This window comes from Cecembia sp., assembly GCF_007126775.1.
Taxonomy (GTDB): Bacteria; Bacteroidota; Bacteroidia; order Cytophagales; family Cyclobacteriaceae; genus Cecembia.
On record NZ_SLAP01000032.1, the window covers coordinates 1 to 14247 of the forward strand.

Sequence of the window (14247 nt, forward strand, 5' to 3'; positions counted from 1 at the left end):
AATTTTAAATAATATTTTCTTATTTTTCAAAATATGATTCTAATATAAACCTATTTTTGATAATTATACAATTATTTTATAGATATAGGTTTATTTTTATATCAATAGATTTTCACACTGTATATTGGATGTTTTTACAACTTGAAAGAAAAATTGTAAAATAGAATTGGAATTTATTGCAATCTATAATTGGCATCAAAGGATGGGAGTTTGAATCAATAATTTTTCCATTAGAGTAAATTCCTACCCCATGAATGTTTTATTTGTTAAATTGAGCACTATATACCAGTCAAACCAAAAGATTTAGATGTAATATTCATGGAAAAGAAAAAACCAAATCAAGAGGTTTTCAGCCTGTATGACGATTATTGCCACAACAGAATAGAAAGAAGAGATTTTGTAAAAAAACTCTCAGCATTTGCTGTGGGAGGCTGGACGGTTTCAGAATTGATGAGCTATCTTCTCCCAAATTATGCCGCTGCAAAGCGATTTGAAAGAAATGATTCCCGGTTGAAATCAGAATTTTTGGAATACAATTCTCCAAAAGGAGCTGGTAAAATGAGGGGCTTACTAAGCAGAGCAGCTGGGAGCAGTGAAAAGCTACCTGGAATAATCGTTATCCATGAAAACAGAGGTCTTAACCCCTATGTAGAAGATACAGCCCATCAGGCGGCCCTTGATGGATTTATTGCTTTTGCTCCTGATGCCTTGACCCCTTTTGGAGGTTACCCTGGTACAGATGATGAAGGAAGAACGCTGCAGGCTCAAAGAAACAGGGATGAAATTCTCGAAGACTTTATAGCAGGCTATGAAATGCTAAAAACCCATCCCGAGTGCAATGGGAATGTAGGTGTAGTTGGATTTTGTTTCGGAGCATGGGTATCCAATATGATGGCCGTTAAGGTTCCAGATTTGAAAGCAGCGGTACCTTTTTATGGCGGACAGGCTCCATCTGAAATGGTGCCTTCCATTCAAGCCCCATTACAGTTGCACTTTGCAGAATTGGACACCCGAGTGAATGAAGGTTGGCCAGCCTATGAAGCAGCACTTAAAGAACATAACAAATCCCACGAAGTATACTTCTACCCTGCCGCCAACCATGGTTTCCATAACCATTCTACCCCCCGCTACGATAAAGAAGCCGCTGAATTGGCATGGTCAAGAACCATTGAATTCTTTCAGAAACATTTGAAAGCTTAATTATCAGATGTGAAATCACCAAATCCCAATTGAACCAAACTTGCGTTCAGTTGGGATTGATTTTTTCTAACCCTTGAAAGATCCACCAGTTCAACCTTTCTAAAATCAATGGGATGACTTTCACTCTGGAGGGAAATAAATCCAGAAGTCAATGGCTTTCCATCGACCTTCACTTCCGGGTCAAATGGATTTACATTGCCTCCACCAATCTGAGGTTTTCCATAGCTCAATACGGATTTCCCTTCCAAAATATGATGCACTATAGAATCCCCCAAAACCAAAAATTCAGCAGTAACCCAATCTTCTCCGTGGTAGGTCTTTGAACTTGAATTGACACAATGGGGAGTGAACAATTCTCCATCCATAATCACATGCGTTCCTGGCGTACACAGGTTACTGGTAGGTCTTTCATTTTCCCCATCACCACCCAAAAGCTGTCCTTCAACACAAATGGGGAAATCTTGTTCTTTCAGCATGCTATTTGGATCCTGACTATGTAACATAGCACCTGAATTTCTAAGTGCCCAACCTTCTCCCCCAGGAGCTTGTTCACCGACAAAACGATATTCCACCCGCAGCAGGTAATGGGAATAAGGTTCCTTGTAAAAAATATGACCATACTGCTGATCAAAAGCTTCGTATCCGTCATATCTGACTTTCATCAAGCCATCCTCCACTCTAAAAGTATTGGCAAAATTCTCACCCAAATCATGTTTGGAAATCTTTATAAGCCAGTCATCCAAATCTTTTCCATTGAATAACTGTACCCATTCCATATTGGGATCTTTTTCATTTTCTTTTGGCCCAGTGCATCCCACAGTAGCCAGAAGCAATATCAGAGCGGTTATCTTGAACTTAATCACAGATTCATTCATCATAGTCATTTTTGTTTGAATTGAATAATGGCAAATACCGGTAAATGATCCGAATAAACAACATCGTTCATTATTTTGAATTCTTCCACTGACCACTCGGTATTTTTTGATAGCCAGATGTAGTCAATCCTTATTTCAGGCTTTTCAGTAGAGAAGGTATATGAGCTATCACCGAATAATAGGCCAGCATCATAAAAATGGGTACTCATTAAAGCATAGCCTTCCTCATCCGGTTCCAAATTAAAATCCCCGGCAACAATGACTGGATTTTCTGAGGATTTAAAACGCGCAATGATGGCTTTTACCTGAGCTGTTCTGTTTTCTTCAAATTCGTGGCAGAGGTGGGTCCCCGCAAAAGTCAGTGGTATTTCTCCTTTGTTTTTTGAATAGGCAATGGCCATACTTCTTCCTTCACCACCTTTAGGAATGGGAAGTTGGACGGCTTCAAAAGATGCGGAGCCCTTGCTTAATACTGCTTCTCCATAGCCGCCACCACTAAAATCAATGGCCTTGGCAAAGAATCCATACATTTTTGTTTTATTTGCCCAAATATCAGTTAGATCCAAGGCTTCCCCAACAAAGCTTGCTGTCCTATTGGTCATACTGTCCACTTCTTGCAAGGCTACAAAGTCAGGGTTTATCTCTTGGATAAAATCAGCCACTTCACACACTGTAGACTGGCCCATCGCGTACGGATTTTCGCCATGATAAATATTGTAAGAAAGGATGCGAAGGGTTTGCTGTGCCATTATATCCGTATTTAAAAAGACCAAAAATAGCAATAATTCTATAGCCCTGAACCTCATATTTCGTGGATTTTTATAGATGGATTATTCTTTATCTGACTTTTTATTGACCACATCTTCTAGCTTCTTTTGCATTTTTTTTAGGATTTCCATCTCTGATTGGGCTAAATTCCGTGTTTCACCAGGATCTTTCTCTGTCCAAAACAGTTGATCCTCCGGGTAAAAACCTGTCTCTATTTCAGTTCCCCATGGAACAATAGCAGGCCCATTATGTGCTGGGATAAACTTATAGCCCTCCTTATTGATCAAGGTCAGCACTCCCTGAATGGCTTCCTGTACCAATATGTCCCTTCCTAAAGAAGAGTCCCCCATGATAGCATCCCAATGATTTTCGCTATCTATTGCCTGTTCTTTATTGAAATCCAAATTCAAAAATCCGGCAAAAGATGCCAGTAAATCTACCTGACTGATCAATGCATCAGAAACACCATTTGATATTTTTTCCGGCCAGTGTACGATCATTGGAATTTTTGTACCTGCCTCAAAAGCACTGTACTTTCCGCCCCTCAATTTTCCTGAAGGCCTGTGATTGCCTATCTTTTCTTTGGCCCAATCCACATACCCATCATCCAGTACTGGTCCATTATCTGAAGTGAAGATAATGATCGTATTTTCATAAAGGTTAAGCTCTTTGAGCTTGCTTACCAACTCCCCTACTGACCAATCCAATTGGACAAGCACATCTCCCCTTGGTCCAAATTCGGTAGCCCCCTGAAACCTTTCATGTGCAATCCTAGGCACATGGATGTCGTGCGTCGAAAAATAGAGGAAGAAAGGGTTACTCTTATTTCTTTCCAAAAAAGCATGTGCTCTTATGAGCATCTCATCGGCGATGTCCTCATCTCTCCAAAGGGCTGATTCTCCACCTGTCATGTACCCTATCCGGCTGACACCGTTAACAATGGTCTGATCATGCCCGTGGGAATACATGGTGGTCAACAATTCCGGATTTTCACTGCCTGTAGGCCAATCACCAATTTTCTCCGCATAACTCACTTGAATAGGGTCATTATGATCGAGATTGACCACATGATGATTTTCCACAAATACGGTAGGCACACGATCTCCGGTAGCAGGTATCAGGAAAGCATAGTCAAACCCAATTTCCAAAGGGCCTGGACTTATTTTTCCATTCCAATTGGGACCTTCACCTTCCCCTAAGCCCAAATGCCATTTACCTACTACGCCAGACCGATAACCAGCGCGTTGAAATACGGAAGGCAAAGTTTCTACACCTGGTTTTATCAAAGCCAAAGCGTCTCCAGGAGCCACTCCCCTGCCCTTTGTCCTCCATGCATATTCTCCTGTCAATAAGGAATAGCGTGAAGGTGTACAGGTAGCGGAAGTAGCGTAGGCATTGGTGAACATCAAGCCCTCTGCTGCCAAAGCATCGATATTAGGGGTTTGGATTAAACCCCCATAAACCTGAATATCCCCATAACCAACATCATCCGTATAAATTAGAACCACATTGGGAAGAGCTTGATTACTCTCTTTTTCTGGAGAATTGCAGGAAAAGCTTCCTAAAACGATTAAAATTATTAACAGAAGATTTTTCATTGTCGCTATTTTCTTTAAAGTAAGCCATTTTTTGAAAAGTTAAAAACATAGACTGTCCAATGTTAGAGATAATATTCATAGAAATGATATTACATTCTGGAATTTGCATCAACCATTTCAGGAATTTTTAGTATGTTTTGGAGCTTAAAACTATAAATATGCCGTTTTATATTAGAAAAGGATTGAATTTTGGACCAATAAGGGTCAATCTTTCAAAAAGTGGGCTTGGGTTCTAATCAGGAGTCAAAGGAGCGAGGTTGGGTATCAATTCTCAGGGGAAAACCTATCTTCACGGCGGTAGGCATGGCCTTTATTATCGCAAAAACCTTGGCAGTTTGCGGAAAAACGGGACAACGCTGCAAGGAACATATCGCAATCTAACGGAAACTGAGGAGATTTTTACCGATACTGGATTGAGCTATCCCGTTTTCAATACCCAAAAATCAAGTCTTCAAATTCCGGCACTGCCATATCCCGCCAATAAAAAGACTTTGTACCTTGGTGTGGGATTGATTATTGTAGCCTTAATTGTCAGCGTATTATGGTTAAAAATTTCATTGGGCATTGTTGGTGTAGTCCTGGTTTATAATCAAATGAAAACCCAAACGAAAGAGAATAACTTTTTAACAGCCTTATATACATTGGTTCATTTGGGACCTGAAGAAATGACAGGAGCAACCTGGAAGGACACAGTAGCCAAATTTTCTGAAAAAGACAGAATTGTATTGGCTTCGCAAGTCCTTCCTGCTTGGTTGGAAAAACAGATCCAAAAAGAGGAAATCATCACTTTGGATGAAATCAAGCAATTTCTCCCTGTATCTCCTGAATTGGTTACAGCTATAGCATTGGATACTTACAGAGATTTAGTGGCACAACTGATTTCAGATCACCAATTAACCAGTACAGAAGAATCCTTCATTCAAGAAGTGGAAAGCAAGTGGAACCTTCCACAAGAAGCCTTCACTGAAGAACAAAAATTGATAAGCCAATTTAAAAACCTTAGGGAAATACAATTCCAAGGGCTTCCTGAGGTCAACTTTACCAGGGATTTGGTAAAAGGAGAAAAGCCATTTTTTGAAGGAGAAGGCAGGTTGCTTAATTTGAGGACTTTAAACACCTGGCAGCAGGATAGGGTACGTTATAAAGAAATGGGCTATGTTTTGGATATGGAAGGAAGGCTAAGGATCAGCAATCGTGTCCTGGAAATACAGGATGAGCAAAATACCAGAACCTATGCCATCCGCCTAGTAGATGACATCCATCTTTCCGTAGAAGAAGGCGTAGTTGAGGTGTTTTTATCCAACCGAAAAAATCCTTTGGTAATCAGCAGCCCATTGCTTTTTGAATTCGCCGGTATTTTAAACAGGGTAAGTGAAATGGAGGATTGATTTATTTTAGGCCAAATGGCTTTGTAAACCTAGCCGCTTAAAAAGATTAGCCTCGGATACACCAATTTTCACTGATACATTCGTGGCAATGAGAAATTATTTTACCAATCTTCACTTGCCAATAAAAATACATGTTTGGCTGCGGCTATCATATTGGGAATGGAAGCCCATTCATCAGGATACCCTCTTTGACCTCCTCTATCCCCTCCTAAACCTATCGCTGACACTCCTCCAGCAATGGCAATATTCATATTGCTGCTACCCGCATTGGACATATTCGGCTCAAATCCCAAATGACGGCTGATTGCCATAGACTTTTGCACCAGAGGAGACTCCAAAGCACCCTCCAACTGCCCGCCCGGGGTGATTTGAATGGGCTCTAATCGCAGTTCAATATTGGTCTCCTCCCCTACTTCTTCCAAAATAGTCAATACTTTTTGCTCCATTTCTGCCAAAGTTTGATTATTCAAACTCCGCAAATCCAGAGAGAACCAACCGCTTTCCGGTTTATGATTGAATACCTTCCCGCTTTCAATCATGGCAATATTGATTACTGTTCTGTCTTCCTTATAATTAAGTTTAAATATCCTATCAATAGCTTTGGCTAAGGCCTGATTTACATTGGGTAGGCCTCCACCCAAGGAATGCCCGCCCGGCCCTTTGGCATATGCCTTATACCAATGGATTCCCAAAGCCCCATAGCTGATCCTTCTACCATCTCCCAAAATATCCACAAAACCAACAGCCTTACTTTTATATGCTTCAAATACAGCATGCATTCCCTTTAGTCCTGTTTCTTCCTGTGCAACCGCGGCAAAAACAAGGGTATATTTTGGTTTGATACCTGATTCAATCAAAGCTTCGGCTGCCAGCAACATGGCTACGGTAATGGAACTGGTATTGGTACCTGGACCTATTACACGGTCTCCATCGATATAGGGTAAACTATTTATATTTTTTTGATGGATGGCGACTGTTTCCAAGTCATCCAATGTACTGATAAAAACCAAACAGCTATCAGACTTTCCGGGAATAATACCCAATGCATTGGGCATATCATCAACTTGAACTTCTGAAATACCCACAGCTTTCATAAGCTGGGCGACTTTTTCCGCCCTTTCATTCTCCTGGCCGGAAGGACTGATGATTCCACCGACTTCCTCCAACATTTCCGCTGCCTGCTGAGATTTGGATGCAATCATCTTCATTCCCATCTCTTGTTGAAAACTTAGATGAGGCTCCTGTCCATAAACAACATGAACACAAATATTTTGTCCAAGTAGGAGGAAGAAAAAAACAATCCAAAAATTTAACTTCATAGAATTCTTTTTTCAAAATGATCCATTGAAATGAAATATAAAAAAAGCTGTCGGAAAAACCGACAGCTTTTAATTTATAAATTATTGATAAGGATCAGTTCCCGATATAATCATCCCAGTTCAACTCAGACTGAGGGTGAGGGAACTGTGTAAATACCGTTCCACCGTCAAAACTGACATCAATCTCGTTGAGCTTATTGTACCTTCTGGCATCAATCCAACGGTGACCCCAAGGCTCTAACCAAAGAGAATACCTTCTCTGATACAATATCTCATCAATCAGCGCATCTTGACCGGTACCACCGGTGTATTCTCCAATTCCGGCAGCATTACGGATAATGTTGATTGCCTCTACTGCTTGGGCAGTCTGGCCAAGATTGGCATGTGCTTCAGCTTTCAACAAAATCAATTCTTCATTTTTGATAAAAGGAATTGCCGCAGTATTGGTGGCCCAACGGCCATCTTGATGCGTACCCACCAATGGTCCAACATCTGTAGTTACCGTAACAGGAGCCACTGTTCTTTCAAAGAATTTATTAGCTACCCTTAAGTCACCAGGAGTAGCATCCCTTAAAACGGAAGGATGTACAACAATCATTGTGGTTACCAAAGCGTCAGGAACATAGAAAATAGGGTTGAAAACATCTGGCGGCGCACCATAAGGATGAGCAGGTCCTGCATTTAAATTACCATTAAGGTCCATGAAAGAACCTTCCAATGCTGATAAAACACCTGTCCAATCTTTCCTGTAAGCATTCAACCTTGCTGTTATTGCACGATTTACTTGCTTCAATCCTGCATTGGTATTGAAGCCTGCAAAACCTGATGTCAAAGTAAGTGGAAAATTACCTCCACCGGCAGCACTCAAATCTTGATCACCCTCATCCAATACCGATTTGATGAAATCAAGCGCTTGTTCGTAAGGGACAAAAGGACCTGGATTCAGTGGATCTGATACATCTATTCTGATACCATTTTGATAAACAAAATTTGCAGGAATCATAAACTGATAGCCCTTGATTGTTTTTGCGAGTCCGGATATTGCACTTCTATCCGTCTGTGATAAAGTTGCAGCATTCTCAGCAGCCGCAATCAGCACTTCGGCCTGCTTAATGGCTTGATAAGGTGAAGCATAAGAACCACCACCTGTAGCACCAAACCCAAAATAGGCCCTATCTGGAGTCCTACCTCCTTGACCCAACCAATCTGTTTGGAATCGTGGATCGGAAGCGTTCAAATACCAAACTTCCCTTCCAAAAGTACCCCACGCGGCAGTTACATTAAAGACATATGCCCTATGACGGGCTTCCAATCCTGTGATGAGAAATTGGATTTGTTCCCTAGATGCGTTATTGCTGACACTCTCAACCGAAGGATTGTTGGGATCAATTATTTCATCTAATTGTAGTGGATTACAAGCGAACAAACTGATTGCTGCCAAAGCCACTGTTCCGATATATTTTTTTATTGTTTTCATAATGATCAGCTTTGGATTTTAGAAATCAATGGTTATGTGAAAGAAGACCCTTCTTGGTGTTGGGTATGGGGTTATATCCACATTGTTGGCAATTGCCTGGGCTCCAAAAGTGGAAGTCTCAGGGTCATAACCTTGATAGTTTGTAAATAGGAAGGCATTATTCATAGAAGCGCCCAATCTAATATTCTCAACGCTATTACCAAATGTTTGGATTACAGTATTTTTTGGAATAGAGTAGTACAAACCGATTTCCCTGATTTTCAAGAAAGTTGCATCCTGAACCCATCTTCCGGCATTATTAAAAGGGGCAGGTGGTCTTTGTCTACCATTTGGAATTCCATCCCCATTATCATCTTCAAACCAACCTTTGGTTGTACCTCCAGCATCAGTTAAGAACTGTGACAAGTTGATATTATCTCCTCCTTTTCTATACTCCAATAAGAAAGAGAACTCCAAGTTTTTTGCAATTGTGAAATTATTTATCATCGACATATTGAACTTGGGCTGGGAATTACCCCATATGGTAAAACCGCCGGGATTATTTGGGTCCGCAGGTGTTCCGACAATTGTAGTTGGCGCTACACCTTCTGCGTACAAGAAAGTACCTAAAGCCGCTCCAAATCCACCAGCAACATATGTAGGGATTCCTAATCTCCGCATATTCAATCGGTTTTGCCAGTACATAACCCTGGAATTCCAACGGAAGTTTGGCTTGTCAACAACCGTCCCAAAGAGGGCCAATTCAATACCTTTATTCTCCAACTCAGCCTCATTACTTGGTGTGATATTCACTCCAGTAGAAGGTGCCAAGTTCAGATTTTGAATATTGTTCTGTGTGTTTTTGATATAATAAGTAGCCTCCAAACCAAGTTTATTATTAAAGAAACCTGCATCGATACCAAACTCCAATTCAGTGGCTGTTTCTGGCAAAATTTGGGTATTTCCAATTTGCGTCGAAACCACAGAACCTAAAAGTCCTCCGATATTTGCTCCTCCTAATGGTGTGAAGGTTGCTCCAAATGCTACAGGACCGGCTGTTTCACCATAGGCAATTCTTGGTTTCAAAGCTGAAAACGTTGTCTTTGAACCCCAGAAATCAAAATTGGCCAAATTGAATGCGACGGAAGCTCTTGGAAAGGCGTAGAATTGATTCGGGTCACCATTTAAGGTGGATTTATCCCAACGGACACCTACTGTACCAATGATTTTATCCTCAAAATTTGCCTCTTGTTGTAAGAAAATCCCTGCTTCCTGCACCTCTGAGAAAAACTGTTGGTTGATCTCTTGCACAGTAGCCTGTTGTAGGTTAAGTTGACCAGGGGCTAAACCTCTACCTCTTGTAAATAGTCCATCATTCTTGAAATCTAATCTTACAACCCCAGCTTGGGAATTCATATTGACCCTTCCTAAGTTCCAGTTGTAAACCATTACAGCCTGAAGATTGGTATTAAAGCTTTCCTGTTTACCCCAAAGCACATCACCTGGATTGGCCTGACCCCTTTGAAACTGCAGGAATTCAGGAAGGTAAACCAAAGTTGTATTTTGAAGGAAATCCATACCTCCAGCCAATTGGAATCTTAAGAAACTATTTGCTGATTTATAAAGATCCGCATCAAGCGTAAAAGCTTGGATAAATCTATTGACAAGAGAATTATTGATGGCATTATCCGTTACCGCAACCGGGTTTTCCGAGAAATATGGATTGATAGGATAAGTACCGTCTGCATTTCTTCTCAAATCATAATAATTTGGAACATAGGCGATATTATATCCAATACTGGCACCTGTGTTGTTTTGGTTGCCTGTAAACCCTCTGTCTGTATTGCTTCGGATATAATTGGAAGAAACTCCCAAACGGATGAAATCGGAAATTTTGTGATCCACATTCGCCCTGATAGAGTACCTTTCAAAGCCAGTATTTCTTACAGTTCCATCTTCTGCTGCAATGTTACCACTGATGAAGAACTTGGTCCTGTCATTTCCTCCATTAACAGTCAGCCTTGTATTGGAAAGAGTTGCCGTATTATTGTAGAAATAATCTTCATAATCTACAAAGGTATTGGTGGCAACTGCTTGTCTGAACCTTTCCAATTCAATCGGCCTTCTAGCCTCTGGAAAAAAGAAATTGATTTTTTCTTCACTCCAATCATCAACACCGAGTAATCTCAAAGGAGTGGCAAAACCGATATCTTGAGAAAGAGAAACCTGGGTTTTCCCAGCAGATCCTCTTTTTGTAGTAATAATAATTACCCCTGCATTGGCCCTTGTTCCATAAATTGCAGCTGCTGAAGGTCCCTTAAGTACTTCGATAGACTCAATATCATTCGGATTCAAATCAGCCAAGCGGTTGGCTCCATCATCCTGATTGGCACCTCCGGCTCCTGTTACCGAAGCCCTTCCTGTTCTTTGAAAGCTATTGTTGATATACACCCCATCAACAATGATCAAAGGCTGAGAAGAACCAGATAAACTTGATATACCCCTCAGTTGTATAGAAACTCCACCCCCCGGCGCACCCGAGTTCATACGAATATTTGCACCAGCAATTTTACCATAAAGGGCACCATCAGTGGTCTGAATATTCGTGGTTCCCACCAGTTCTTTGGCAGACACCGAAGAAACTGCATTGGCTAGATTACTCCGCTTCACATTAGAAGCAAGACCTGTGATGACTACTTCTTCCAAATTAGTAGCATCTTCTCTTAGTCTTACCTGCACTGAAGTAAGATTCGGAGAAACATTCACATTTTGACTGGTGTATCCCAATGAAGACACTACCAAAACTGCTTCCTGACTTCCAGGAACGGTAATACTGAACCGTCCATCTAAGTCTGCCACTACACCCGTGGTAGTATTCCTGATCAAAATAGTCGCCCCTATCAAAGGCTCACCTGTCCGATCATCTGTTACCGTACCCGATACGGTATACTGTGCCCAACTCCATCCTGCTGTTAGCAGAAGAAGTAAAAGGGTAGTGCTAAATTTGTAAATTTTTTTCATAGAATTTGTTTTAAACCTAAGTTAAATAACACCCAAGAAATTTAGGAAATTACCTCAAATAAATCGCATGTAATATCCATAAAAGGCAAAAATTAATTCTGCGTATAAGGAAAAAAAACATATGAATTCAACAAAAAAAATTTCTCAGGAATAAAAAAATTCTAATCCTATTCTAAAAACTATATTCAAAACTACAGTATTGAAATGAAATCAAAAAAACCGTATGTAACTGTTTTTTTGATAAACGGAGGAACTTAAGCTCAAAGATCCTCCGTCAAAATTGCTAAAGCTGTTTTAATGCCTTCTTTATAATTGCCCAATCTGATATTCTCATCTGGGCCATGTTGGTTATTGTCTGAATTGACTGTTACTACAGTAACGGCGGGTACTTCCAATGCATCTACAAAGGGTGCAATAGGTAGGGAGCCACCACTGATCCGTTTTTTGATGGGTTCTTTTCCAAAAGCCCTAACCATGGCTTTATTCAGCCAAATACCCGGTTCAGAATCAAAAGGTGTCCTGAAAGCCTGATAAGAAATGCTACCCTCCCATTTCAATAGTTTGGGGAAGCGCTGTCTTTCTTCATCCGTAGGATCTCTTCCTTCTAAAATATAATATCCCTGATCTTCAATATGACCTCTAATTAAACCAAAAAGACGCTCAGGGTCACTTTCTGGCACTAACCTAATATCTATTTCAGCAGTTGCATCTGCTGGAACAATGGTTCTCACTTCATCACCTACCCACCCGGAGGACATTCCCCTGATATTTAATGAAGGATACTGTAAGGACTCTTGGTAGGTACCGCCAACTTTATCTACACTTCCAATCCCCAACTTCATTTGGATTTCATCCTCATCATCAGGAACCTGAGCTAAAATTTCCCTTTCGGTATCTGTCAGCACTATTCCATCATAAAAGCCCGGAATGACCACTCTCCCCTCATCATCTTTCATGGAGGCCAAAATCTGGGTTAACCTAAAAGCAGGATTTGGGGCATAATTCCCATAATGCCCTGAATGTTGAGCTGCTCGCGGACCAAAAACTTTCAAGGTGATTTGTGAAATCCCCCGAGCACCAAAACTTAACGTTGGTTCATTGCTCAAATGCCTTGGACCATCCATGATCAACATCATATCTGCTGCCAGAGTCTCCTTGTGACGCACCACAGCCTCCGGAAGATGTGGGGAACCAATCTCTTCTTCAAAGTCCAAAATGATTTTGAGGTTATAATTGGGCGTCAGCTTTTGCTCCACCATGGCATCCCAAGCTGTGAGAAACATGGCAAATGGCCCTTTATCATCCGAGGAAGATCTTGCAAAAATCCTCCACTCAGGGTCAAATTGACTTTGAAGCATTTCCATCGGAATGGCTTCCCATTGCCCAGATGTACTCTGTCGTTTCAAGACAGGCTGATAGGGGTCTGCTTGGTTCCAACGTTTTCTATCTACAGGTTGGCCGTCAATATGGAAATAAAACAAAACTGTTTTTTTGGCTTTAGGAACAGTCTTTTCGGCAAATAAAAGTGGGAATCCGGAAGTCTCTAACCTGCTAACCTGCCAATTCCTTGTTGATAAATTGGATTCGCACCACTCTATATTGGGTACAAGTTGCTCCGGATCATTGGAATCATTAGGAATGGACAGCAATTCATTTAGAATACCAATCCCCCTTAGGAAATGTGCTTCCGTCACGGCATCCAAGTCAATTTTTGCTTTCTTTTGGGCTACAGCCTGACCAAAGGATAGCATTAAACCCAAGAAAATCAGAAGAATATTTAATTTCATAATTGTTATTTTGACTTGAATTTTAGCCGAAACAACAATAAATCAAAGCTCAATTTTATGGACGGTTAATTTTCAACCAAAGGATAGAATCCTTATTTTCGCTCAAAAGTAAAAGAAACCATTACCTTATCATTGATCTTTCTTTCTTCAGGCCTAAATGTAGGCTCATCTCTGGGAGCCATATCGGCAGCCATGGCAACCCTGGCCTCACGCATTACCGGATAAAAGCCTTGACTGGATGAGGTATAATTTACTTTGTGAACATGAATATCCTGCACTCCAATACTTTTGGCAATTACTTTGGCCTTTCGCATGGCATCTGCAATTGCCTTCTCCAGTAATTCCTCTTCTACCGCTTTTTTCAATTCATCAGAGACCTGCAAAGAAAGATTGAATCCAGGATTACCTGTCTGTTGAATCGTCTCTGTTACTTTAATCAGATCTTTTTCAATATCTAAAACCCTGACCCTAATGCTTTGGGAAGCCACATAACCACTGTCATGGGATGAACCCCTGGTAAAAACCCGGTTTACATTTACGTAATAATTATCTACAAACAACCGGTATGTTTTCACGCCTGACTTTTTCAGGGCATCTTCAATGGCCTTAGTCTTTTTGTTCAGGCCATTAGTAGCATCAGCCACTGTCATCGCTTTTTCATTTAAAGAAATAAGAATCAAGGCCTCATCGGGCATAAGGCTGACTTCACTGTTGCCTTCTACCTCAATCAAGGGGATTTGTTGTGCCATCATTGTAAAAGATAAAATTAAGAAGGGGAGGATAAACATTGTTATTTTCATGACTTATCAATTTAAAACCTACCCTTATAGATCAA

At 40.8% G+C, this 14247-nt stretch carries 10 protein-coding genes; 2 read left to right on the forward strand and 8 right to left on the reverse strand.

Going from position 1 to position 14247, the window contains the following annotated elements:
* The first annotated feature begins 318 nt into the window (after positions 1-318).
* On the forward strand, positions 319-1200 hold the full coding sequence (locus QZT73_RS02355) for a dienelactone hydrolase family protein (protein WP_291786417.1): 882 nt from the start codon (positions 319-321) through the stop codon (positions 1198-1200).
* Here the strand turns inward: QZT73_RS02355 and QZT73_RS02360 are convergent.
* From QZT73_RS02360 to QZT73_RS02370, 3 genes are all read right to left on the reverse strand, one after another.
* Entirely contained in the window at positions 1197-2078 is an 882-nt protein-coding gene (locus QZT73_RS02360) for a DUF1080 domain-containing protein (protein ID WP_291777855.1), read from the reverse strand. The genes QZT73_RS02355 and QZT73_RS02360 overlap by 4 nt on opposite strands.
* A gap of 2 nt (positions 2079-2080) precedes the next feature.
* A complete protein-coding gene (locus tag QZT73_RS02365; protein WP_291777858.1) occupies positions 2081-2824 on the reverse strand; it encodes an endonuclease/exonuclease/phosphatase family protein in 744 nt (247 codons plus the stop codon).
* Between the two features lie 81 nt (positions 2825-2905).
* Entirely contained in the window at positions 2906-4441 is a 1536-nt protein-coding gene (locus QZT73_RS02370) for a sulfatase-like hydrolase/transferase (RefSeq protein WP_291786419.1), read from the reverse strand.
* Positions 4442-4698: 257 nt separating this feature from the next.
* Here QZT73_RS02370 and QZT73_RS02375 point away from each other — a divergent pair, with 257 nt between their 5' ends.
* Positions 4699-5829: a DUF4236 domain-containing protein gene (locus QZT73_RS02375; RefSeq protein WP_291786421.1), complete on the forward strand. Its 1131-nt coding sequence runs from the start codon at positions 4699-4701 to the stop codon at positions 5827-5829.
* A gap of 101 nt (positions 5830-5930) precedes the next feature.
* Here QZT73_RS02375 and QZT73_RS02380 read toward each other — a convergent pair whose 3' ends face one another.
* From QZT73_RS02380 to QZT73_RS02400, 5 genes are all read right to left on the reverse strand, one after another.
* Complete coding sequence (locus QZT73_RS02380) at positions 5931-7148, reverse strand: M20/M25/M40 family metallo-hydrolase (protein ID WP_291786423.1); 1218 nt, start codon at positions 7146-7148, stop codon at positions 5931-5933.
* A gap of 94 nt (positions 7149-7242) precedes the next feature.
* Positions 7243-8625 (reverse strand): RagB/SusD family nutrient uptake outer membrane protein, encoded by a 1383-nt coding sequence (locus QZT73_RS02385; RefSeq protein ID WP_291777868.1) that lies wholly within the window; start codon positions 8623-8625, stop codon positions 7243-7245.
* A gap of 18 nt (positions 8626-8643) precedes the next feature.
* Positions 8644-11625, reverse strand: coding sequence for a SusC/RagA family TonB-linked outer membrane protein (locus tag QZT73_RS02390; RefSeq protein ID WP_291786425.1), 2982 nt, complete (start codon positions 11623-11625; stop codon positions 8644-8646).
* Between the two features lie 260 nt (positions 11626-11885).
* Complete coding sequence (locus QZT73_RS02395; RefSeq protein ID WP_291786427.1) at positions 11886-13412, reverse strand: M20/M25/M40 family metallo-hydrolase; 1527 nt, start codon at positions 13410-13412, stop codon at positions 11886-11888.
* A gap of 92 nt (positions 13413-13504) precedes the next feature.
* Complete coding sequence (locus tag QZT73_RS02400) at positions 13505-14212, reverse strand: SIMPL domain-containing protein (RefSeq protein WP_291786428.1); 708 nt, start codon at positions 14210-14212, stop codon at positions 13505-13507.
* Positions 14213-14247 lie beyond the last annotated feature (35 nt).

Coding starts and splice junctions, on each gene's coding strand:
- QZT73_RS02400 (WP_291786428.1), bottom strand. CDS start 14,212: ATGAAAATAACAATGTTTATCCTCCCCTTCTTAATTTTATCTTTTACA.
- QZT73_RS02395 (WP_291786427.1), bottom strand. CDS start 13,412: ATGAAATTAAATATTCTTCTGATTTTCTTGGGTTTAATGCTATCCTTT.
- QZT73_RS02370 (WP_291786419.1), bottom strand. CDS start 4,441: ATGAAAAATCTTCTGTTAATAATTTTAATCGTTTTAGGAAGCTTTTCC.
- QZT73_RS02360 (WP_291777855.1), bottom strand. CDS start 2,078: ATGATGAATGAATCTGTGATTAAGTTCAAGATAACCGCTCTGATATTG.
- QZT73_RS02385 (WP_291777868.1), bottom strand. CDS start 8,625: ATGAAAACAATAAAAAAATATATCGGAACAGTGGCTTTGGCAGCAATC.
- QZT73_RS02355 (WP_291786417.1), top strand. CDS start 319: ATGGAAAAGAAAAAACCAAATCAAGAGGTTTTCAGCCTGTATGACGAT.
- QZT73_RS02390 (WP_291786425.1), bottom strand. CDS start 11,625: ATGAAAAAAATTTACAAATTTAGCACTACCCTTTTACTTCTTCTGCTA.
- QZT73_RS02380 (WP_291786423.1), bottom strand. CDS start 7,148: ATGAAGTTAAATTTTTGGATTGTTTTTTTCTTCCTCCTACTTGGACAA.
- QZT73_RS02365 (WP_291777858.1), bottom strand. CDS start 2,824: ATGGCACAGCAAACCCTTCGCATCCTTTCTTACAATATTTATCATGGC.